This window comes from Streptomyces sp. NPDC051569 (assembly GCF_044454085.1).
Classification (GTDB): Bacteria; Actinomycetota; Actinomycetes; order Streptomycetales; family Streptomycetaceae; genus Streptomyces.
In genome coordinates this window covers 17,754-39,537 of sequence record NZ_JBITDJ010000017.1, presented here as the reverse complement: position 1 = coordinate 39,537, position 21,784 = coordinate 17,754, and the positions used below count along the sequence as shown (strand labels likewise).

At 71.3% G+C, this 21,784-nt stretch carries 21 protein-coding genes; 14 read left to right on the top strand and 7 right to left on the bottom strand.

Annotated features, from left to right (window positions below; genetic code table 11):
* Positions 1-392: 392 nt before the first annotated feature.
* The 10 genes from ACIBAE_RS22280 to ACIBAE_RS22235 all read left to right on the top strand — a co-directional run bounded on the left by ACIBAE_RS22280 (position 393) and on the right by ACIBAE_RS22235 (position 8,730).
* Positions 393-1,370: a Rossmann-like and DUF2520 domain-containing protein gene (locus ACIBAE_RS22280; protein WP_399288267.1), complete on the top strand. Its 978-nt coding sequence runs from the start codon at positions 393-395 to the stop codon at positions 1,368-1,370.
* A complete protein-coding gene (gene panC, locus ACIBAE_RS22275) occupies positions 1,367-2,413 on the top strand; it encodes a pantoate--beta-alanine ligase (RefSeq protein ID WP_399288264.1) in 1,047 nt (348 codons plus the stop codon). Before ACIBAE_RS22280 ends, panC begins: the two co-directional genes overlap by 4 nt.
* Positions 2,410-4,245, top strand: a complete 1,836-nt coding sequence (locus ACIBAE_RS22270) for an L-aspartate oxidase (protein WP_399288261.1) — start codon at positions 2,410-2,412, stop codon at positions 4,243-4,245. Before panC ends, ACIBAE_RS22270 begins: the two co-directional genes overlap by 4 nt.
* Positions 4,246-4,247: 2 nt before the next feature.
* Positions 4,248-5,285: a carboxylating nicotinate-nucleotide diphosphorylase gene (gene nadC, locus ACIBAE_RS22265; protein WP_399288259.1), complete on the top strand. Its 1,038-nt coding sequence runs from the start codon at positions 4,248-4,250 to the stop codon at positions 5,283-5,285.
* Positions 5,285-6,082 carry a type III pantothenate kinase gene (locus ACIBAE_RS22260; RefSeq protein WP_399288256.1) on the top strand — a complete coding sequence of 266 codons (798 nt, stop codon included), beginning with the start codon at positions 5,285-5,287 and terminating at the stop codon, positions 6,080-6,082. Before nadC ends, ACIBAE_RS22260 begins: the two co-directional genes overlap by 1 nt.
* A gap of 216 nt (positions 6,083-6,298) precedes the next feature.
* Complete coding sequence (locus tag ACIBAE_RS22255) at positions 6,299-6,910, top strand: hypothetical protein (protein ID WP_399288537.1); 612 nt, start codon at positions 6,299-6,301, stop codon at positions 6,908-6,910.
* A 14-nt stretch (positions 6,911-6,924) separates the two neighbouring features.
* The gene (locus ACIBAE_RS22250) at positions 6,925-7,113 is read left to right on the top strand and encodes a hypothetical protein (RefSeq protein ID WP_399288254.1); all 189 of its coding nucleotides are present in this window, start codon (positions 6,925-6,927) and stop codon (positions 7,111-7,113) included.
* Positions 7,114-7,249: 136 nt separating this feature from the next.
* A complete protein-coding gene (locus ACIBAE_RS22245) occupies positions 7,250-7,699 on the top strand; it encodes a BlaI/MecI/CopY family transcriptional regulator (RefSeq protein WP_399288252.1) in 450 nt (149 codons plus the stop codon).
* A 10-nt stretch (positions 7,700-7,709) separates the two neighbouring features.
* Positions 7,710-8,249 (top strand): amino-acid N-acetyltransferase, encoded by a 540-nt coding sequence (locus ACIBAE_RS22240; protein ID WP_399288249.1) that lies wholly within the window; start codon positions 7,710-7,712, stop codon positions 8,247-8,249.
* Between the two features lie 145 nt (positions 8,250-8,394).
* Complete coding sequence (locus ACIBAE_RS22235) at positions 8,395-8,730, top strand: Lsr2 family protein (RefSeq protein WP_399288246.1); 336 nt, start codon at positions 8,395-8,397, stop codon at positions 8,728-8,730.
* Here the strand turns inward: ACIBAE_RS22235 and ACIBAE_RS22230 are convergent.
* Complete coding sequence (locus ACIBAE_RS22230; RefSeq protein ID WP_399288243.1) at positions 8,709-9,335, bottom strand: SCO3374 family protein; 627 nt, start codon at positions 9,333-9,335, stop codon at positions 8,709-8,711. The two genes, ACIBAE_RS22235 and ACIBAE_RS22230, sit on opposite strands and share 22 nt — an antisense overlap.
* Positions 9,336-9,767: 432 nt before the next feature.
* On the opposite strand from ACIBAE_RS22230, the gene ACIBAE_RS22225 reads away from it, so the two are divergent.
* Both ACIBAE_RS22225 and ACIBAE_RS22220 read left to right on the top strand, forming a co-directional pair.
* Positions 9,768-12,293, top strand: a complete 2,526-nt coding sequence (locus ACIBAE_RS22225) for an ATP-dependent Clp protease ATP-binding subunit (protein WP_399288240.1) — start codon at positions 9,768-9,770, stop codon at positions 12,291-12,293.
* Positions 12,294-12,830: 537 nt separating this feature from the next.
* On the top strand, positions 12,831-13,583 hold the full coding sequence (locus ACIBAE_RS22220) for a M23 family metallopeptidase (RefSeq protein WP_399288237.1): 753 nt from the start codon (positions 12,831-12,833) through the stop codon (positions 13,581-13,583).
* Between the two features lie 40 nt (positions 13,584-13,623).
* Here the strand turns inward: ACIBAE_RS22220 and ACIBAE_RS22215 are convergent, their stop codons facing one another.
* The gene (locus tag ACIBAE_RS22215) at positions 13,624-14,202 is read right to left on the bottom strand and encodes a TetR/AcrR family transcriptional regulator (protein ID WP_399288234.1); all 579 of its coding nucleotides are present in this window, start codon (positions 14,200-14,202) and stop codon (positions 13,624-13,626) included.
* A 115-nt stretch (positions 14,203-14,317) separates the two neighbouring features.
* Here ACIBAE_RS22215 and ACIBAE_RS22210 point away from each other — a divergent pair, with 115 nt between their 5' ends.
* A complete protein-coding gene (locus ACIBAE_RS22210) occupies positions 14,318-15,901 on the top strand; it encodes an MDR family MFS transporter (RefSeq protein WP_399288232.1) in 1,584 nt (527 codons plus the stop codon).
* A 142-nt stretch (positions 15,902-16,043) separates the two neighbouring features.
* Here ACIBAE_RS22210 and cseC read toward each other — a convergent pair whose 3' ends face one another.
* The 5 genes from cseC to ACIBAE_RS22185 all read right to left on the bottom strand — a co-directional run bounded on the left by cseC (position 16,044) and on the right by ACIBAE_RS22185 (position 20,567).
* A complete protein-coding gene (gene cseC / locus ACIBAE_RS22205; protein ID WP_399288230.1) occupies positions 16,044-17,351 on the bottom strand; it encodes a two-component system sensor histidine kinase CseC in 1,308 nt (435 codons plus the stop codon).
* A gap of 10 nt (positions 17,352-17,361) precedes the next feature.
* Positions 17,362-18,072 carry a two-component system response regulator CseB gene (gene cseB, locus ACIBAE_RS22200; RefSeq protein ID WP_399288227.1) on the bottom strand — a complete coding sequence of 237 codons (711 nt, stop codon included), beginning with the start codon at positions 18,070-18,072 and terminating at the stop codon, positions 17,362-17,364.
* A gap of 8 nt (positions 18,073-18,080) precedes the next feature.
* Positions 18,081-18,686 carry a hypothetical protein gene (locus ACIBAE_RS22195; protein ID WP_399288225.1) on the bottom strand — a complete coding sequence of 202 codons (606 nt, stop codon included), beginning with the start codon at positions 18,684-18,686 and terminating at the stop codon, positions 18,081-18,083.
* Between the two features lie 50 nt (positions 18,687-18,736).
* Positions 18,737-19,354, bottom strand: a complete 618-nt coding sequence (locus ACIBAE_RS22190) for a SigE family RNA polymerase sigma factor (RefSeq protein WP_399288534.1) — start codon at positions 19,352-19,354, stop codon at positions 18,737-18,739.
* Between the two features lie 226 nt (positions 19,355-19,580).
* Positions 19,581-20,567, bottom strand: coding sequence for an A/G-specific adenine glycosylase (locus ACIBAE_RS22185; protein WP_399288222.1), 987 nt, complete (start codon positions 20,565-20,567; stop codon positions 19,581-19,583).
* Positions 20,568-20,856: 289 nt separating this feature from the next.
* Between ACIBAE_RS22185 and ACIBAE_RS22180 the strand changes: the two genes are divergently transcribed.
* Positions 20,857-21,747: a hypothetical protein gene (locus tag ACIBAE_RS22180; RefSeq protein ID WP_399288219.1), complete on the top strand. Its 891-nt coding sequence runs from the start codon at positions 20,857-20,859 to the stop codon at positions 21,745-21,747.
* Positions 21,748-21,784: the final 37 nt, after the last annotated feature.

Below are 21,784 nucleotides of genomic sequence, written 5' to 3'. Positions count from 1 at the left end.
CGGTGCGGGCGCCCGTCCCCGGCCACCGGCTCCCCGGGGCCCGTCCGGCCGGGAGGCCCGGGAAGCCGACCGGGCGCAGGCTTGAAGGCGGGGACGGCATCCAGCGCACAGGCTCGACGGCTGCCGCACGGCACGGCCTCCCGGCGGGAGAGGCCGACCCGGCTCCCTACGCCCCGCGATCCCGCTCCGTACGCCCCTGATCCCCGCTCCGTACGGCCCTGACCCCGGCCCCGAGCCCGGTCCGCGGGGACCGCCGCTCATTCCGGACCGGTTATTCCGGACCGGGCTTTACACAGGCTTTTACACAGCCACGGAGCGGTGCGAAACGCTGGCGTAGCATGACCAGAAATCGTCCGGTACCCCCCGCGGACTGGAACGGAAGGCGCCGCCGCGTGAACCCATCAGCAGCACAGGACCCCCTCGACCCACGGGACCGGCCCGCCCGGCTCACCGTCGGTGTCGTCGGCGCGGGCCGGGTGGGCCCCGCCCTCGCCGCCGCCCTGCGGCTCGCCGGCCACCGTCCCGTCGCCGTCTCCGGGGTCTCCGACGCGTCCGTACGCCGAGCGGCGGCCCTGCTCCCCGACGTCCCGCTGGTCACCCCCGCCGAGGTCTTCGCGCGGGCCGAACTGGTGCTGCTGACGGTGCCCGACGACGCCTTGCCGGGACTGGTCGAGGGGCTCGCCGAGACCGGTGCCGTACGACCCGGGCAGCTGCTCGTCCACACCTCGGGCCGGTACGGCGCCCGGGTCCTGGATCCCGCTCTGCGCGCCGGCGCCCTGCCGCTCGCCCTGCACCCCGCCATGACCTTCACCGGCAGCTCGGTGGACGTCCAGCGGCTGGCCGGCTGCTCGTTCGGGGTCACCGCTCCCGAGGAGCTGCGCCTGGCGGCCGAGGCGCTGGTCATCGAGATGGGCGGCGAGCCCGAGTGGATCGCGGAGGAGTCCCGTCCGCTCTACCACGCGGCCCTGGCGCTGGGCGCGAACCACCTGGTCACGCTGGTCGCCCAGTCGATGGAGCTGCTGCGTACGGCCGGGGTCACCGCCCCCGACCGGATGCTCGGCCCGCTGCTCGGCGCCGCCCTGGACAACGCGCTGCGCTCCGGCGACGCGGCCCTCACGGGACCGGTCGCGCGCGGCGACGCGGGCACGGTCGCCGCGCACGTCGCGGAGTTGCGCAAGCACGCGCCCGCCACCGTCGCCGGATACCTCGCGATGGCCCGGACCACCGCCGACCGGGCGCTGGCGCACGGCCTGCTCAAGCCGGAGCTGGCGGAGGACCTGCTCGGTGTCCTCGCGGCGCACGGCGAGGGTCCGGGTTTCGGGGGCGGTTCCGGGGAAGGCCCCGGAGAGAGCACGGGGGGCACCCGATGAGCTTCGAACTCGCTCCCACGCGCGCGGACCTCGACCGCCTGCTCGACCGGCGCCCCACGCGGGGCCGTACCGCTGTCGTGATGACCATGGGCGCGCTCCACGACGGACACGCGACCCTGGTGCGGGCCGCCCGCGCCCATGTCGGACCGGACGGCTTCGTCGTCGTCACCGTCTTCGTCAACCCGCTCCAGTTCGGCGCGGGCGAGGACCTCGACCGCTATCCGCGCACCCTCGACGCGGACCTGAGGACCGCCGAGGGCGCGGGCGCGGACGCCGTGTTCGCGCCGTCCGCCGACGAGGTCTACCCCGGGGGCGCGCCCCAGGTCCGCATCACGGCGGGCCCCATGGGCGAGCGGCTCGAAGGCGCCTCGCGCCCCGGCCATTTCGACGGCATGCTCACCGTCGTCGCCAAGCTGCTGCACCTCACCCGGCCCGACGCCGCGTTCTTCGGCGAGAAGGACGCCCAGCAGCTGGCCCTGATCCGCCGGATGGCCCGCGACCTGAATTTCCCGGCCGAGATCGTCGGCGTACCGACCGTCCGCGAGGACGACGGGCTCGCGCTCTCCAGCCGTAACCGCTATCTGTCCCCGGCCGAGCGGCGGACCGCCCTCGCCCTGTCCCGGGCGCTGTTCGCGGCCCGTGACCGCCTCGGCGCCCAGCACGCCCTGCGCGCCCGTGCCGAGTCCCTGCCGGCGGCCGGCTCCCGCGCCGCCGCGCTCGCCGCGCTGGGCGAGGCACGGCTCGCGGCCGACGCGCACGCGGTGGCCGCCGCCCGGCCGTCGGAGACCTCCGCCCCGGCCGAGCACGAAGGTGCCCGCCCCTGCGGAGCCGATGCCGTACGGGCCGCCGCCCGGGACGTCCTCGACCTGGCGGTGCGTGCCGTGCCCCCGCTGACCCTCGATTACCTGGCCCTCGTCGACCCCGCCGACTTCACCGAGGTACCGGACGGCCACACCGGCCGGGCGATCCTCGCGGTCGCCGCGAAAGCCGGCTCCACCCGGCTGATCGACAACATCCACCTGACCTTCGGAGCCCCCCAGTGACCGGAACCGGAATACGGCTGACCGCCCCCGCGCCCGGCTGGGCCGTCGAAGCCGACGTGGTCGTGGTCGGCTCCGGCGTGGCCGGCCTGACGGCCGCCCTGCGCTGCACCGCCGCCGGGCTCCGTACGGTCGTCGTCACCAAGGCCCGCCTCGACGACGGCTCCACGCGCTGGGCGCAGGGCGGTATCGCCGCGGCGCTCGGCGAGGGTGACACCCCCGAGCAGCACCTGGCCGACACCCTCGTCGCGGGCGCCGGCCTGTGCGACGAGGAAGCGGTGCGCACCCTGGTCACCGAGGGCCCGGCCGCCGTACGCCGGCTGATGGAGACCGGCGCGCGCTTCGACACCTCCGCCACCGGCGAGCTCCAGCTCACCCGGGAGGGCGGCCACCACCGGCGCCGTATCGCCCACGCCGGAGGCGACGCCACCGGCGCCGAGATCTCCCGGGCCCTGGTCGAAGCGGTCCGCGCCGCCGCGCTCCACACGGTCGAGAACGCGCTGGTGCTCGACCTGCTGACGGACGAGCAGGGCCGCACGTCCGGTGTCACCCTCCATGTGATGGGTGAGGGGCAGCACGACGGGGTCGGCGCGGTCCACGCCCCCGCCGTAATCCTGACCACCGGCGGCATGGGCCAGGTCTTCTCCGCGACGACCAACCCCGCCGTCTCCACCGGGGACGGTGTGGCGCTGGCGCTGCGGGCGGGCGCGGAGGTCTCGGACCTGGAGTTCGTGCAGTTCCACCCGACGGTGCTGTTCCTCGGCGCCGGGGCGGAGGGCCAGCAGCCCCTGGTCTCCGAGGCGGTACGCGGCGAGGGCGCCCATCTCGTCGACGCCGACGGGGTCCGCTTCATGCTCGACCAGCACGAACTGGCCGAGCTGGCGCCGCGCGACATCGTCGCCAAGGCGATCATGCGCCGGATGCGCGAGCAGGGCGCCGCGCACATGTACCTGGACGCCCGGCACTTCGGCGCCGAGATGTGGGCGAGCCGTTTCCCCACGATCCTGGCCGCCTGCCGCGCCCACGGCATCGACCCGGTCACCGAGCCGATCCCGGTGGCCCCGGCAGCCCACTACGCGTCGGGCGGGGTCCGTACGGACCTGCGCGGCCGGACGACCGTGCCGGGGCTGTACGCGTGCGGTGAGGTCGCCTGTACGGGGGTGCACGGCGCGAACCGGCTGGCCTCCAACTCCCTGCTGGAGGGCCTGGTCTTCGCGGAACGCATCGCCGCCGACATCGTCGCCGACACCGGGTGGGCGCCGCGCGGCGTTCCCGAGTGGCAGGCCCTTCCGGCGGAGCCCGCCGGCACCCTCCATCCGCCCCTCATACCGGCCGACGCGCGCGCCGGGATCCAGCGCATCATGTCCCAGGGCGCCGGCGTGCTCCGATCCGCCCGCAGCCTCGGGGAAGCCGCCCGGGCGCTGGAGGCGGTCCATCTGAGCGCGCTCCGGACGGACACCCGGGACGTCCAGGCCGCCCAGGACACCCGGGACGCCCAGGACACCCGGAACGCCCAGAACACCCGGGCCACCCCGATCCACGCGGGTCCCGGCAAGCCCGCCGTCCCCGGCGTCGACTCCTGGGAGACGTCGAACCTCCTGTGCGTCGCGCAGGTGCTGGTCGCCGCCGCGCTGGAGCGCGAGGAGACCCGCGGCTGCCACTGGCGCGAGGACCGGCCCGAGCGGGACGACACCGACTGGCGCCGCCATCTGGTCATCCGGCTGCTGCCCGACCGGCGGCTGGTGGTGCGCCGTACCGGGACGGCCGCCTTCCCGCCCGTGGACCCCGTATTCGTACCTGTCCCCGCAGACCCCGACGCCCCCAGGGAGCCGTAACCGTGAGCACGCCCGAAGAGAATCCGCGTCCCGAGCCGGTGGACGTACCGCTGATCCAGATCGGCGCCCCGGCCGCTGCCGCGGGCGGCTGCGGCGACGGCTGCGGATGCTCCGGCGGCGAGGACGGCTACGAGCTCGACGACCTGGAGTGCGGTCTCGACCCCGCCCTCGCCCAGCTCCTCGCCGACGCGGGCCTGGACCCCGTCCAGGTCGAGGACATCGCGCACGTCGCCATCGAGGAGGACCTCGACGGCGGGGTCGACATCACGACCGTCGCGACCGTCCCCGAGGACGCCGTCGCCACCGGTGACTTCACGGCCCGCGAGGACGGCACGGTCGCGGGCCTGCACATCGCCGAGGCCATCATCTCCCTGGTCTGCACGGAGGAGTTCGAGGTCGAACGGCACGTCCTGGACGGTGACCGCGTCGAGGCCGGCCAGACGCTGCTGAGCGTCACCACCCGCACCCGCGACCTGCTCACCGCCGAGCGCAGCGCGCTCAACCTCCTGTGCCGGCTCTCCGGCATCGCGACCGCCACGCGCGCCTGGGCCGACGCCCTCGAAGGCACCGGCGCCAAGGTCCGCGACACCCGTAAGACCACCGCGGGGCTGCGCGCCCTGGAGAAGTACGCGGTGCGCTGCGGCGGCGGTGCCAACCACCGGATGTCGCTCTCCGACGCGGCGCTCGTCAAGGACAACCACGTGGTCGCGGCCGGCGGTGTCGCGGAGGCGTTCAAGGCCGTACGGCAGCAGTTCCCCGACGTACCGGTCGAGGTGGAGGCCGACACCCTCCACCAGGTGCGCGAGGTCCTGGACGCGGGAGCCGATCTGATCCTCCTGGACAACTTCACGCCCGCCGAGACGGCGGAGGCCGTCGCCCTCGTCGCGGGCCGCGCGGCCCTGGAGTCCTCCGGCCGGCTGACGCTCGGCAACGCGCGCGCCTACGCCGAGACGGGCGTCGACTTCCTGGCCGTCGGCGCGCTGACCCACTCCTCCCCGATCCTCGACATCGGCCTGGACCTGCGAGAGGCCACCGCCTGATGCTGCTCACCATCGACGTGGGCAACACCCACACCGTGCTCGGTCTGTTCGACGGTGAGGAGATCGTCGAGCACTGGCGCGTCTCCACCGACGCCCGCCGTACCGCCGACGAACTCGCGGTGCTCCTGCAGGGTCTGATGGGGACGCACCCGCTGCTCGGCGACGAGCTGGGGGACGGTGTGGCGGGCATCGCGATCTGCTCGACGGTCCCCTCCGTCCTGCACGAGCTGCGCGAGGTGACCCGCCGCTACTACGGCGACGTCCCCGCCGTGCTCGTCGAGCCGGGCATCAAGACGGGCGTACCGATCCTCGTGGACAACCCCAAGGAGGTCGGTGCCGACCGCATCATCAACGCCGTCGCGGCGGTCGAGCTGTACGGCGGCCCGGCGATCGTCGTCGACTTCGGTACGGCGACGACCTTCGACGCGGTCAGCGCGCGCGGGGAGTACGCGGGCGGTGTCATCGCGCCCGGCATCGAGATCTCGGTGGAGGCGCTCGGCATCAAGGGCGCCCAGCTCCGCAAGATCGAGCTCGCGCGCCCGCGCAGTGTGATCGGCAAGAACACCGTCGAGGCGATGCAGGCGGGCATTCTGTACGGCTTCGCGGGCCAGGTCGACGGCGTCGTGACCCGGATGGCGCGCGAACTGGCCGACGACCCGGAAGAGGTCACGGTGATCGCGACCGGCGGCCTTGCCCCGATGGTCCTCGGCGAAGCCTCCGTGATCGACGAACACGAGCCGTGGCTGACGCTGATCGGCCTGCGCCTGGTGTACGAACGGAACGTCTCCCGCATGTGATCCCGGCGGCCGCCGCTCACAGCGCCCGGCCCGGCGAGATCGGCCAGGCGAGATCGGTCCGGCGAGAACGGCCAGGCGAGAACGGCCCACCCGGCCCGGAGCGGCGGGTGGGCCGTTCGGCGGGCGGGCCGCGCCCAGGGGTGGGTGTTAGGCCGATTTTGTCCCTTTGGCGCGTAGTGTCGCCGCATGCCCACGCCCTACGGATCCCGCGGCGGCATGGCCTTCGGCGCTGACGAGCTGTGTGTGCTCCGACGTGCCCTCGCCGTTGCCCTCCAGCCCGCCCCGCTCGCCGACGAGGACCTCCAGGCGTGCCTGCGGCTCGCCGACTCCGTGGACGAGGCGGTACGGGAAGCGGGCCGTCTGCGGGCGTTCCTGGTGGCCGATCTCGGCCGGTACCGCGCGGCGCTCCCCGGCTCCCTCACCGGTTACCTGGAGCTGCTCCAGGACGCCCTGGCGGCCGGCTACCTCCCCCGGCCCGACGACCTGGCGGCCCTGCGCGCACTGCGCGGCAATCCGGTCGCGGCGGCGCTGCTCGACCGCTGCCGGCGGCTCGCCGAGGAGTCGGTACGCGCCCGCTTCGCGGGACACGCGATGGCCGCGCCCCCCAACCCCACCGCCCCGGCGCCCCGCATCCGGCTCCTCGCCCTCCCGGGCGGGCTCTCCGGCGGCCACCGCGCCGCCGACGACCGGCCGCAGCAGCCCCGGACCCCCCGCGAACCCGCCCCGTCCCGGCCGCCCACGCCCGAACGGCCGGTCCCCAAGCCGTCGGAGGTCTTTCCGCCACGCCGCCGCCCCGCGCCCCCGCCGGAACAGCGGGCCGCCGGATAGTTACTCTGGTCGGTATGGACTATGTATCCGCGCTTGTGCCCCCCGTGGTGATGGCCGCTTTCTTCATCGGTCTCGTGGTGACGATCGTCAAGAGTCAGGGTGGCCCGAACAAGGCCAAGGAGGACGCCGCCGTGGACGCGGCGATCGCCCGCGCGGACGCCGCCCAGCAGCAGGGCCGCACCCCGGACGCGCAGGGCGTCTGACGCACACATATGACCTGGACGTACGACTGATTTTCGGTCGTACGTCCTTTTTGTTACGTCATTAACCTTTCATTGCGACTTCTCCCACTATGGTGACGCTGTGCCCCGACAATTGGGAGATCTGGAAGACACGGTCATGACACGCGTCTGGCAATGGAACCGTCCGGTGACCGTCCGAGAAGTCCTCGAAGACCTTCAGCAGGAACGCTCCATCGCCTACACGACGGTCATGACCGTAATGGACAATCTCCATCAGAAGGGCTGGGTGCGCAGGGAAGTGGACGGCCGCGCCTATCGATATACGGCGGTCTCCACTCGCGCCGCCTACGCGGCGGCACTGATGAACGACGCCTGGTCGAAGAGCGACAACCCCGCCGCCGCCCTGGTCGCCTTCTTCGGCATGATGTCGCCCGAGCAGCGCCAGTCGCTGGAGGACGCCGTCCGTATGGTGCGCACCGACAACCCGGAAGAGGCTCCCGGAGAGGCCACGGAAGAGGCTCCCGGAGAGGCGGTCGAAGAGGCGGTCCAAGGGGCCCCCGAAGAGCCCCCCGAGGGCGCCGACCGCGACCAGGAGACCGGGAGATAGCGTCCCTGTCATGCCCTCAGCGCTTCCGCTTCCCAATGCCGCAGCAAATGCCCTCACCATCCGGCGGGCCAGGACCAGGGATGTACCGGCTGTCCGCCGTCTCGTCGACCCTTACGTGAGCGAAGGCATCCTGCTCGACAAAGCGCCGGTGACGCTTTACGAGGACATCCAGGAGTTCTGGGTCGCGGAACGCGACGAGGACGCCTCGGTCATCGGCTGCGGGGCCTTGCACGTGATGTGGGAAGACCTCGCCGAAGTGCGCACGCTCGCCGTGGATCCCACGGTCAGAGGCGCCGGCGTGGGGCATCACCTGCTGGACAAGCTGCTGGAGACCGCCCGCTGGCTCGGAGTGCGGCGCGTATTCTGCCTCACCTTCGAAGTCGAGTTCTTCTCGAAGCGCGGCTTCGTGGAGATCGGCGAGACTCCCGTCGGGGGAGATGTCTACAGAGAGCTGCTGCGTTCCTATGACGAGGGCGTTGCGGAGTTCCTCGGTCTCGAACGGGTGAAGCCGAACACCTTGGGCAACAGCCGGATGCTTCTGCACCTGTGACCGCCGGAAGCAACCGGAGCCCTATGTCCGAATCGCGCACGTTTCCCGTCTTCTCACGGCACTGAACCTCTGCCGAGGGTTTGTGTTTTCCTGAGAAAAGCGGTTTCCTTTCCGCGTACTGCATTTTTCGATGAAAGGAAATCCGGTGGCACAGAAGGTTCAGGTCCTTCTTGTCGATGACCTCGACGGTGGCGAGGCGGACGAGACAGTCACGTTCGCTCTGGATGGCAAGACGTACGAGATCGACCTCACGACCGCCAATGCGGACAAGCTCCGTGGCGTCCTTGAGGCGTACACGAAGAGCGGTCGGCGTACCGGTGGCCGCGCCGCCGGCGCCCGCGGCAAGGCCCGCATCGCGGCCGGTGGGAACAAGGACACCGCGGAAATCCGCAAGTGGGCCAAGGAGAACGGCTACAGCGTCAACGACCGCGGCCGCGTTCCCGCCGAGATCCGGGAAGCCTACGAGAAGGCCAACGGCTGAGCGGTCGGCATTTGAGTCGGCCGCGCATGAGAACCGACGTCATTTCCGCGCAGCAAACGGGCCCGGTGGCACTCCGTCGCCGCCGCGTCCACGAGCCGTACGAGATCGGGGGCATCCCCACCCCTGCCCCCGCCGCCGGTGCCACGCCCGGTCAGGGCGAGCGTCGGGAGCGTCGGCTCCACCTCGCGCCCAGGCTCGGGGGGCCGCAGCCATACGGCGGCCCCCCGCGCGGCGGCGTGCGGCGACCACGGTGGTGCGGGGGCGGCCATCCGCCCGTCCGCCCCGAGCACGGTCAGACCCAGGGCGATGCCGCCCCATTCCAGCCAGTCGAGCAGCCCAGGCAGCTCGTCCGCGCTCCCTGCGGCCACCAGTAGCCGCATCCGCTCCCCGCAGAGCGCCACAGGCCCCGTCATGGGCGCCGCCGGGCCGGTCCGTCGCAGCAGCGCCGCCCCCGCGTCCGCGGGCAGCTCCAGCACATCGAAGCGGAGTCCGGTCAGCAGCTGCACGGGAGGCCCGTCCGCCGTGGCCCAGCCGAGTTCGTATCCGTACCAGCGCGCGTGACCGCCGTCGAGCGGACGGCGGGGCAGCGGGAACGGGAGCGCCATGCCCCGAGCAACTCCCGAGCCGTGCGCGGAGTTACGCTGCGTCCGCGACCGGTCGCGGGGTGTTCCCATATCCGGACGCGCGGGCGCACTCCGGAGCGCAAGGGTGTTCGCCCGTAGCTGAGGGAATCGGGGCACTCGGCATGGAGTGTGAGTCCCCGCGGGTAAGACATTCCTCGTGAGAGGGGGCGACACGCGGTTTCGGGCGTCTCACGTTCGCCATCGGCGTACTGGTGGTGAGGGTATCTGCCTGGCCTGCGGGAACATCATCTCGCACCATCGAGTTGGAGCAGTTGTCCGGCGTTCGGGGCATGGTGGCCTGGGACAGGTGTCGGCAGTTGGAATGAGCGGTCCCCGCTTGCGGGACTAAGCTGCGGAAGGACAGGGAGGGGACCGACCCCTTTACTGCCTGACCGCTCTGAGGAGCGATTAACGATGTTCGAGAGGTTCACCGACCGCGCGCGGCGGGTTGTCGTCCTGGCTCAGGAAGAAGCCCGGATGCTCAACCACAACTACATCGGCACCGAGCACATCCTCCTGGGCCTTATCCACGAGGGTGAGGGTGTCGCCGCTAAGGCCCTGGAGAGCCTCGGGATTTCGCTCGAGGCGGTCCGCCAGCAGGTGGAGGAGATCATCGGCCAGGGCCAGCAGGCCCCGTCCGGACACATCCCCTTCACCCCTCGTGCCAAGAAGGTCCTGGAGCTGTCGCTCCGCGAGGCCCTTCAGCTGGGCCACAACTACATCGGCACGGAGCACATCCTCCTCGGCCTCATCCGCGAGGGCGAGGGCGTCGCCGCCCAGGTCCTCGTGAAGCTGGGCGCCGATCTCAACCGAGTGCGGCAGCAGGTCATCCAGCTGCTCTCCGGCTACCAGGGCAAGGAGGCCGCCACCGCCGGCGGTCCTGCCGAGGGCACGCCCTCCACGTCCCTGGTCCTCGACCAGTTCGGCCGGAACCTCACCCAGGCCGCTCGCGAATCCAAACTCGACCCGGTCATCGGGCGCGAGAAGGAGATCGAGCGGGTCATGCAGGTGCTGTCCCGCCGTACGAAGAACAACCCGGTCCTCATCGGCGAGCCCGGCGTCGGCAAGACGGCGGTCGTCGAGGGACTGGCGCAGGCCATCGTCAAGGGCGAGGTGCCCGAGACCCTCAAGGACAAGCACCTCTACACCCTCGACCTGGGCGCGCTCGTCGCCGGTTCCCGCTACCGCGGTGACTTCGAGGAGCGTCTGAAGAAGGTCCTCAAGGAGATCCGCACCCGCGGCGACATCATCCTGTTCATCGACGAGCTCCACACCCTGGTGGGTGCGGGCGCCGCCGAGGGCGCGATCGACGCCGCCAGCATCCTCAAGCCGATGCTGGCCCGTGGCGAGCTGCAGACCATCGGTGCGACGACACTCGACGAGTACCGCAAGCACCTGGAGAAGGACGCGGCCCTGGAGCGCCGTTTCCAGCCCATCCAGGTCGCGGAGCCGTCGCTGCCGCACACGATCGAGATCCTCAAGGGCCTGCGCGACCGCTACGAGGCGCACCACCGCGTGTCCATCACGGACTCCGCGCTGGTCGCCGCCGCGACGCTCGCCGACCGCTACATCTCGGACCGCTTCCTGCCGGACAAGGCGATCGACCTGATCGACGAGGCCGGCTCCCGGATGCGTATCCGCCGGATGACCGCGCCGCCGGACCTCCGCGAGTTCGACGAGAAGATCGCGGGCGTCCGCCGCGACAAGGAGTCGGCCATCGACTCCCAGGACTTCGAGAAGGCAGCTTCTCTCCGCGACAAGGAGAAGCAGCTGCTGGCCGCGAAGACCAAGCGGGAGAAGGAGTGGAAGGCCGGCGACATGGACGTCGTCGCCGAGGTGGACGAGGAGCTGATCGCCGAGGTCCTGGCGACCGCCACGGGCATCCCGGTCTTCAAGCTCACCGAGGAGGAGTCCTCGCGGCTGCTCCGCATGGAGGACGAGCTCCACAAGCGCGTCATCGGCCAGAAGGACGCCATCAAGGCGCTCTCGCAGGCGATCCGCCGTACGCGAGCCGGTCTGAAGGACCCCAAGCGTCCCGGTGGCTCGTTCATCTTCGCCGGCCCGTCCGGTGTCGGTAAGACCGAGCTCTCCAAGACGCTCGCCGAATTCCTCTTCGGCGACGAGGACGCGCTGATCGCTCTCGACATGTCGGAGTTCAGCGAGAAGCACACGGTTTCCCGTCTCTTCGGCTCTCCCCCCGGCTACGTGGGTTACGAAGAGGGCGGCCAGCTCACCGAGAAGGTCCGCAGGAAGCCGTTCTCCGTCGTCCTCTTCGACGAGGTCGAGAAGGCCCACCCCGATATCTTCAATTCCCTTCTCCAGATCCTGGAGGACGGTCGGCTGACCGACTCCCAGGGCCGGGTCGTGGACTTCAAGAACACGGTCATCATCATGACGACCAACCTCGGGACCCGGGACATCTCCAAGGGGTTCAACCTGGGCTTCGCGGCCCAGGGCGACACCAAGACCAACTACGAGCGGATGAAGAACAAGGTCAACGAAGAGCTCAAGCAGCACTTCCGGCCCGAGTTCCTCAACCGTGTCGACGACACGGTGGTCTTCCACCAGCTCACCGAGGAAGACATCATCCAGATCGTCGACCTCATGGTCGCCAAGGTGGACGAGCGCCTGAAGGACCGGGACATGGGCCTTGAGCTCAGCCCGTCCGCCAAGTCGCTCCTCGCCAAGAAGGGTTACGACCCGGTCATGGGCGCCCGGCCGCTGCGCCGGACGATCCAGCGCGAGGTCGAGGACATCCTCTCCGAGAAGATCCTCTTCGGTGAGCTGCGCCCCGGTCACATCGTGGTCGTGGACACCGAGGGCGAGGGTGAGGACAAGAAGTTCACCTTCCGTGGCGAGGAGAAGTCGGCTCTGCCGGACGCTCCTCCGATCGAGCAGGCGGCCGGCGGCGCCGGTCCGAACCTGACGAAGGACGTGTGACGCCGGCGCTCACGCCGCTGGGCTGAGTGACCGCAGGGGCTGCCCCGGACCGTAGGAAACGGTCCGGGGCAGCCCCTTCGGCATGCCTGTCCGGCGGTGTCCCGGTGGTGTTCCGGCGGTGATCCGGGGCGGCGGGGCCTTGGTCCTGAAACGGGCAGGCTTCCGGCCCGGCGGCCGTGACAAGCCGCACAGGGGTTCGCGCGCCTACTAGCCGGAGTAGTGGCGGAGCCGGGCGGGGCCCGGGTCCTCGGTCCGGCCGCGGCCGGGACCTTCGGCCCCCGGCCGGGCCGGGCACCGGCCGACCGGGTCGGTTCTCCGGTGCCGCAGGCGCCCGCCTGCCGCCGAACCCTGCCAAATCGGCACCTTCCGGGCGGCTTCCGCCGGAGTGGCGCGGCCCGTCAAGGGGCGGATTGCCCGGGAACCACCTACGGCGCTATGTCGTAGATGGGGGGTTTGGTCTGAGATGGTGTCCGGGTTACCAAGGTGAGGCAAGCCGGTGCTGGTGTGCCGGTCCGCTCATGCACGGAGGTTTCCCGAATGTCGCAGCGCAACCTGTCCCGTATCTCCCTCCCGCCCGTCCTGCGTACCCGGGCCGGCGTCGTCGCCGCCGGAGTCGGCGTGACGCTGGCGGTCGGAGCCGGGTCCGCGTTCGCCGCGACCGGCGACAGTGGCAGTGTCAGTGCCAAGGTGACCGCCACCGCGACCGCCACCTCGGTGGCCTCGGCCGTGCAGCAGCAGGCCGTCGCGCAGGGCAAGGCCGCGGTGAATGCCCACGAGGTCGCGGTGAAGGCCCACGAGGCCAAGCTCCAGCAGGCGAAGGCCGCGGCGGTCCAGGCCAAGGCCCAGGCCCGGGCCAACGCCAAGAAGGCGGCCTCCTGGATCGACCCCGTCAAGCACTACAAGCTGAGCGCGGGCTTCGGCCTCGGCGGCAACATGTGGCAGCACAAGCACTCCGGCCAGGACTTCGCCGTACCCACCGGCACGGCGGTCCACGCCACGCACGGCGGCACGGTGGTGAAGGCCGGCTCCAACGGCGCCGGTGACGGTCCCGCGTACGGCAACGCCATCGTGATCAAGCACAAGAGCGGCACGTATTCGCAGTACGCGCACCTCTCGAAGATCAAGGTGCACATCGGGGAGCGTGTCAACACCGGTGAGCTGATCGGGCTCTCCGGCGACACCGGCAACTCCACCGGCCCGCACCTGCATTTCGAGATCCGCAAGACCGCGAACTACGGCTCGGCCATCAACCCGGTGCCGTTCCTGCGCGCGCTCGGCACCAAGGTGTGACGTTCCGGTCCGGCGCCGCCGCGCGTCGGTCCGCCGCGCGTCAGGGCGTGACCAGGTGGGCCTGGCTCACCAGGCCGATGGAGACCTCAAGGATGGCTTCGCGCTTCTCTTCGGGGTCTCCTTCGACGTCCCGGAGGGCGAACGCCCCGGCGTGCATGGTGAAGAGCGCGCTGGCGCAGCGGACCCGGTTCGTCATGGACGCGTTCGGGTCCTGGATCAGGTCGAGCATGCCCAGCATGCGGTCCTTGAAGCTCTCGCCGATGCTCAGGTCGCGGACGGTCGCCTGGTTCTCCTGCATGAAGCGGAAGAGCGGGGTCGCGGCCGTCATCGCCTCGCTGTAGCGGCGCAGGATCTCCTGCTTGGTCTCCAGGGTGTGCGGCTGGGTCCCGCCCCACGCGATGAGCTCGTCGATCGGCCGGGTCAGATCCTGGAAGAGGCTGATCAGGATGTCTTCCTTGGTCTTGAAGTGGTAGTAGAGCGCCGCCTTGGTGACATCCAGCCGTTCGGCGATCTCCCGCAGCGACGTCTTCTCATACCCCTGTTCGGCGAAGAGCTCCAGGGCAATGTCCTGGATGCGCTGGCGGGTGTTGGTCCGCCGCGACTGCTGCGTGCTGCCCATGGTGCTCTCCCGACATTACTTACTTGACGCCCGGTAAGTTAAAGGTCTACCTTCCCCAGTGTAGTAACTTGCCGGGCGGCAAGTAAGTGTCAGGGAGTTCAGGGGAGTGGGAAAGATGAGTACGACGGGGAAGACAAGTCCGGCCGGGAAGCCGGAGAAGGCCGAGCCGCAGCCGCGCAGTGTGCGCGTGGTGCTGCTCGCGCTGATGATCGCGATGTTGCTGGCCATGCTGGACAACATGATCGTCGGGACCGCGATGCCGACGATCGTCGGAGAGCTGGGCGGCCTCGCACATCTGTCCTGGGTGGTCACCGCGTACACGCTGGCGACGGCCGCCTCCACCCCCATCTGGGGCAAGCTCGGCGACCTGTACGGCCGTAAGGGCGTTTTCCTCAGCTCGATCGTGGTCTTCCTGATCGGCTCCGTCCTCAGCGGCATGGCCCAGGACATGGGCCAGCTCATCGGCTTCCGCGCCGTCCAGGGTCTGGGCGCGGGCGGTCTGATGGTCGGCGTCATGGCGATCATCGGTGACCTGATCCCGCCCCGCGAGCGCGGCAAGTACCAGGGCATGATGGCCGGCGTCATGGCGCTCGCCATGATCGGCGGACCGCTGGTCGGCGGCACCATCACCGACCACCTCGGCTGGCGCTGGAGCTTCTACATCAACATCCCGCTGGGCGCGGTGGCCCTCGCGATGGTGACGGCCGTCCTGCACCTGCCCGCCAAGGACCGGTCGAAGGCCAAGGTCGACTACCTGGGTGCCGGGTTGCTGACCGTCGGCATCACCGCGATCGTGCTGGTCACCACCTGGGGCGGTACGGAGTACGACTGGACCTCGTCGACGATCCTCGGCCTCATCGCGCTCGGCGTCGCCGCGCTCGCCGCCTTCATCTTCGTCCAGACCAGGGCTGCCGAACCGATCCTGCCGCTGCACATCTTCCGCAACCGCAACTTCACGCTGATGTCCGTGATCGGCTTCCTGACCGGCTTCGTGATGTTCGGCGCGGTGCTGTTCCTCCCGCTGTACCAGCAGTCCGTCCAGGGCGCCTCGGCCACCAACTCCGGCCTGCTGCTCCTGCCGATGCTCCTGTCGATGATGGTCGTCTCGCTGATCGCCGGCCGGGTCACCAGCAGCAGCGGCAAGTACAAGATCTTCCCGATCATGGGCGGCGGGCTGATGGTCGTCGGTCTCTTCCTGCTCGCGCAGATGGACACCGAGACCTCCCGGCTCACCTCCGGGATCTACATGGCGGTGCTCGGCGCCGGCATGGGCTTCCTGATGCAGATCACCATGCTCGTCGCGCAGAACAGCGTCGAGATGAAGGACATGGGCGTCGCGTCCTCCTCCACCACCCTGTTCCGTACGCTCGGCAGCTCCTTCGGTGTGGCCATCATGGGCGCGCTGTTCACCAGCCGGGTGCAGGACGAGATGACCGCCCGGGTCGGCTCCGGCGGCAGCCTGCAGTCCGCCCAGCTGGACGCCGCGAGCCTGGCGAAGCTGCCGGCCGTCGCGCGCGAGGCCTACCAGCAAGCGGTCTCGTCCGGCACGCATGCCGCGTTCACCCTGGGTGCCTCGATCGCGGTGCTCGGCTTTGTCGCGGCCTTCTTCGTCAAGGAGATCCCGCTGCGCGGCGCCGGCCCCAAGCCGGTGGACGAAGCGCTCCCGACGACGGACGGCAAGGTCACCCAGTCCGCCTGACCTCCTCCGGCACGGCACCATCGACCTGCTGACACGGCCCCGGCGCACCCGCGCCGGGGCCGTGTCAGCAGGTCGTGCTGTCCCTCCGTCATCACGCCCCTGCTGCCCGGCCGAATGCCGCCCGGCTGAATCGGCGGCGACGTCAGGGCGTGCCCGGGCCCTGACCGGGGATGACCGGGAAGGTGCCGGTGGCTGTCGGGGCCTGCTCCGGGAGCCAGAGGACCGCGATCGCGCCTCCGGTGCCGTGCGGCGCCACATTGCGGAAGGTGAGCCTGGCCCCCAGGACGCGGGCCTGGCCGGCGGCGATGGTCAGGCCGAGACCGTGGCCGTGGCCCGCCCGGTCGCTCGCGCCCGTACGGAAGCGGCTGGGGCCCTCGCGCAGGAGTGCCTCCGGGAAGCCGGGGCCGTGGTCGCGTACGCGTACCACCCGGCCCTCGACCGTGACCTCGATGGGGGTACCGCCGTGCTTGGCGGCGTTGGCCAGCAGGTTGCCCAGGATGCGTTCCAGCCGCCGTGGGTCGGTGTTGACCCAGGACTCGTGCACCACGTGGACCGTGATCTCCGGATCCAGTGCGGCGACCCGCCGCGCGACGAACTCGCCGAGGGAGAGCTCCTGGAGTTCGGCGCGCTCCGACGCGCTGTCGAGCCTGGCCACCTCCAGGACCTCCTCGACCAGCGTCCGCATGGCCCGGGCCCGGTCCTGCACCAGCTCCGTGGGGCGGCCCGGCGGCAGCAGTTCGGCCGCCGTGAGGAGCCCCGTCACCGGCGTGCGCAGCTCGTGGGCGATGTCGGCGGTGACCCGGCGCTCGGCCTCGATCCGTTCGTTCAGCGCGTCGGTGAGCGCGTCGACCGCGCGGGCCAGGTCGTCCGTCTCGTCGCGTACGACCCCGCCGACCGCTTCCCCGACCCGTACCTCCGTATTGCCCTGCGCGACCCGGCCCGCCGCCGCGGCGGCCCTGCGCAGCCGACGGGAAAGCTGTCCGCCGATCAGCACACCGAGCGCGCAGCCGCCGAAGACCACCGAGACCGAGCCGATGATCAGGGCCCGGTCCAGGTCTTTCATGATCGCCGTGGAGCGGTCGGCGAACGGGTTGTGCAAGGAGAGCACCGTGTCGCTGCCCACCGGGACGGCCGCCCAGACATCGGGCGCGCCGTGCGCGGTCTCCTGGAGGTACGTCGCGCGCCGCCCCTGTTTCATCTTGCGCATCAGGTCGTGCGGCAGCGCCGGGTCATTGACCTTCGTGCCGAATTTGGGCTCCTTCGTCGACTCGTAGATCCGCTCCGCGAGCAGCAGCCGCTCCAGCTGCACCTCGCGCGCGTTGTCGAGCATCGAGACGCGGGCCGCGTTGTGCACGACGAGGCTCAGCGCCATCGCGACCAGCGCGCCCACGACCGCGATCGCGATGCTGATCTTCCACCGGACGCCGGTGCGCAGAGCGAGCCTCTTCATATCTTCAGTTTCATGCCTTGAGCTTGTAACCGAAGCCGCGGACCGTGTCGATGCGGTCCTGTCCGATCTTGGTGCGCAGCCGCTGGACATGGACGTCCACCACCCGCGTGTCACCGCCCCAGCCGTAGTCCCAGACCCGTTCGAGCAGCTTGTCGCGGGAGAGCACGGTGCCGGGCGCGGACGAGAACTCCAGCAGCAGGCGCATCTCCGTCGGCGTCAGCGCCACCGGCAGGCCCGCCCTGCGCACCTCCATGCCCTCCGTGTCGATCTCCAGATCACCGAAGGACAGCACCCCGGGCTCCCCGGGCTCCCCGGGCCCGCCCGTCCCGCCGCCGCCCGCCGCCCCACCCGCATGTCCGAAACGGCGCAGTACGGCCCGGATCCGGGCGACCAGCACCGCACCGTCGAAGGGCTTGGTCACGTAGTCGTCGGCGCCCGCCTCCAGGCCGAGCACCACGTCGATCGAGTCGGCGCGCGCCGACAGCATGATCACGGGCACGGTCGACTCGTCGCGGATCCGCCGGCACAGACTGACCCCGTCCAGGCCCGGCAGCATCACGTCCAGCAGGGCGATGTCCGGCCGGTCCGCACGGAACGCGTCGAGACCGGACAGCCCGTCCGGCATGGCGGTGACCACGAAACCGTCGCGCTCCAGCGCGAGCTGGGTCGCTTCGCGGATCACGTCGTCGTCCTCGACGAAGAGCACATGGGTGTCGGCCATCCCTGCCCTCACCTCTCGCTCGGCGCGGTCGGCCGAGGCACGGAGACGTCTCCGTGGCCGACCGTCGGGCTGAAGTCGTTACGCACCCGGAAGCGCTCGCCGAACGTGTCACCGGTCCAGCTGTAGGTCACCACTTCCTCGGCGGAGGGGTACGACAGCGGGTCGCCCTTCGCGTACACCTCCTGGGTGATGACCAGTTCGCCGCGATCGATCGCGGCGTGGATCGCGGGCTGCTCGGAGGTGAAGACGTTCTCGTACCGATCGTCCTCCACGCGGTACACGTACGTCCCGATGCCCACCGCGTCACCGCAGGTCATCACGTTGATCACCACATCGGGGACGGTGCCGCCGGTGAGACGCCCGTACGAGGTGTCCACCGGGTACGCGTCCTCGGCGCACGGCTTGAGGTCGGCCTTGATCCGCTCGCTCACCCTGGGGTCGTGCCGGAGCAGCGACACCGGGTCGACGGTCCTGGCGGCCGGCGCCCGGGACGCCGTCGGTGCCGGGGTGTTCCGCGTCACCGGCGCGGCCACGGCCGCGCCCTCGTCCCTGGTCCCGGTCCCGCCGGTCGAGCAACCGGCCGCGAGTACGCCGAAGGCGGCGAGCCCGGCCATGGCCGATGTACCCGCCGCGAACGATCTGCGCCCCGCCCTGTCAGGACCTCTCAGGCCGCGCACCTTTCCTGCCCCCGTTCCTCACGACCGGTACGACGATGACGGTCGCTCCGCCGGTCCCGCCCGTCACGCCGGAAGACCGCGCTCTGCTCCGCGTCCCGCCGGACGCGGGCCGCCGACTCCCGGCTCTCCAGCTCCTGACGGAGCCGGGCCAGTGCGCGGTGCAGGGTGCTCTTGACCGTGCCCGCCGACATTCCGAGCGCCGCGGCCGTCTCTTCCGTACTCATCTGCTCCCAGTGTCGCAGCACGACGACGCTGCGCTGCTTGGGAGCCAGCACGCCGAGGATGTCCATCAGCAGGGCGCGGTCGGCGCGCTGTTCGGCGCCGTCCTCCACGCTCGCGTCGGGCAGCTCCTCGGTGGGCACCTCATCGAGCTTGCGCGCCCGCCACCACTCCGTACGGGTGTTGATCATGACGCGGCGCAGATAGGCGTCCGCGAGGGACTTGTCGGCGATGCCGTCCCAGCGGCCGTACGTACGGGCCAGCGCCGTCTGCAGCAGATCCTGCGCGTCGATGGGGTCGGCCACGAGGCGCCGGGCGCTCCGCAGCAGGGCCTCCTGCCGGGTACGGACGTACTCCTCGAATCCGAGTACCTCACCCTGCGCCATGCCGACCGCCTCCGACCCCGTGACCATCCACGCCATTTCCCCGACGCCCCTGAAATTACGGAGCGCGTGTCACGGAGCTGTGCGGGACAGCCGTCGGCGGACGCACGGCTGCCCATCGGTTGTGTAACGACCGGACGAATCGCCCGGCGGCCGCCCCCAGGGGCCCCTCGGGTCACGTGGGTCGTCGTGTCCCTCGGTCTCGCGGGCCCCAGGGCCGGCTCTCAGGTCACGGGGTCACGGGGGGCACGGGGATCACGGGGGTCACCGGGGTCACGGGCGAACCGGTGTCGGGCCGGCCCAGCGGCAGCCGGTACACCCCGCTTTCCATGGGTTCGACCAGTCCGTCGGCCACCAGCCCGTCCAGTGCCCTGGCCCGCTGGACCGGCTCGTCCCACACCGCGTCGAGAGCCCGCTGCGGTACGGGGCCGACCGCGTCGCGCAGGACGGCGAGCAGCTTGCCGCGCACCTGGCGGTCCGTGCCCGCGTAGGTCTGGCCGCGCCGCTGCGGCCCGTCGTGCGCCGGTTTCCCGGCCAGCCGCCAGGCGCAGTGGGCCGCGATCGGACAGGGCGCGCAGGACTCGTTCCGCGCCGTGCAGAGCAGCGCGCCCAGCTCCATGGAGGCCGCGGCCCAGCGCGACGCGGTCGGTTCGTCCTCGGGCAGCAGGGCGCGGGCCAGCTTGCGCTCGGCGGCAGTGGTCGCGGTCGGCGGGTACTGCACGCCGGTCACCGCGCGGGCGAAGACCCGGCGCACATTCGTGTCGAGGACGGCATGGCGCTGCCCGTACGCGAACGAGGCCACCGCCGCGGCCGTGTACTCACCGATCCCGGGCAGCGAGAGCAACTGCGTGTGATCGCGGGGGACGTCACCTCCGAACCGCTCCGTTATCGCCTGGGCGGCGCCGTGCAGGCGCAGCGCGCGGCGCGGATAACCGAGCCGGCCCCAGGCGCGGACCGCTTCGCCGGGAGGCTCGGCCGCCAGATCGGCGGGGCGCGGCCAGCGGGCGAGCCACTGCTCGTACACCGGCAGCACCCGGTTCACCGGGGTCTGCTGGAGCATGAACTCGCTCACCATGACCCCCCAGGCGCCTGCCTCGGGGCGGCGCCAGGGGAGGTCGCGGGCGTTCGTCTCGAACCACGCGATGACGGGGGTGTGGAGGGCGGCCGGCTCACCGGCCGCCGCTGGGGTCGCGGAAGTCGCAGGGGTAACAGTCATGGCACCACCGATCCTGGCACGTTCCGGAGCGTGGACGGTGCAGCCGGCGGGCGGATGCCGGAGGTTGTCGCCCGTTCCCGGTCCGCGGGGCCCCGCCCGGGGGCCAGGCATTCCCCGGCGGCGGACCGTACGGAACGTGCCGGGGCGTTCACGTGACGCGATTGCCGGAGTGCGCCCCGGCGGAAGGAGGGCCGCCTCCGGCCACTCCGGGATGATGATCCGTAAAACTTGCGAAGACGGGCGGCATGTGGGGCGGGAGTTGGCGACGATCTCTCGTAGAGTTCGGGCCGTGGGATCTTTGCGCAATCCGGTCGGGCCGCTTCCCTCCACCATCTACTGGCGTCGGAGGGCAGTAGCGGCGACGCTGATCGCGCTGCTCGCGTTGCTGGTCGTATGGGTCGTCAGCTTCGGTGGAGGCGGCGGCAAGAAGGGCGGCGGCGACCGGGCGGACGGCGCCGGTCCCGCGACGACCATCACTCCGGGACCCACCCCTTCCGGCCCCGCCATCAGCGAACAGCCGGGCGGACGTGACGAGTCGGGCGGTTCCGGCGAGAACGGCGGCGACGGCGGCACGGGCACGGGCACCGGCGGTGGCGACGGCGGCGGCGACAGCGGCAAGAACGGCGATCCCGCCGCCACCGGAGGCGCGGGCGGTACGGACGGCGCCGGCGGCGCGGCGGGCACCGGCGCGACGGGCGGCAGCGGTACGGGGAGCAGCGGCACGGGCGGCAGCGGCAGCGGCAGTACGGGCCGTCAGGTGCCGGCCGGCTCCAGCCTCCCCAACTGCCCCCCGGCCCAGCTGACTCTGCGGCTGGACACCACGAAGGTGGCCTACGAGCCGGGCGAGAAGCCCGCGTTCCGCCTGATCGCCACGAACACCTCGGCCACCACCTGCAAGGCGGACTTCGGGCCGAAGGCCGTGGTGCTGACGATCACCGACGCCGACGACGACCAGGTCTGGTCCTCGAAGGACTGCCCCAAGGCCGGCAGCCTGCTCTTCGAGGTCCCGGCGGGCGCGACCATCACCCGCACCGTCGAATGGGACCGCAAGCAGAGTGCGCCGAAGTGCGCCACCCCGCCCGCGGCGGCGGTCGGCGCCGGGACTTATCTGGTGGAGGCCAAGGCGTCGGGCGCGTCGGTGAAGCAGGGCCAGAAGTCCATCCGGCTGGAAAAGGACTGACCGGCCCACCGGCGGAGGCGGAAGCCCACCGCGACGA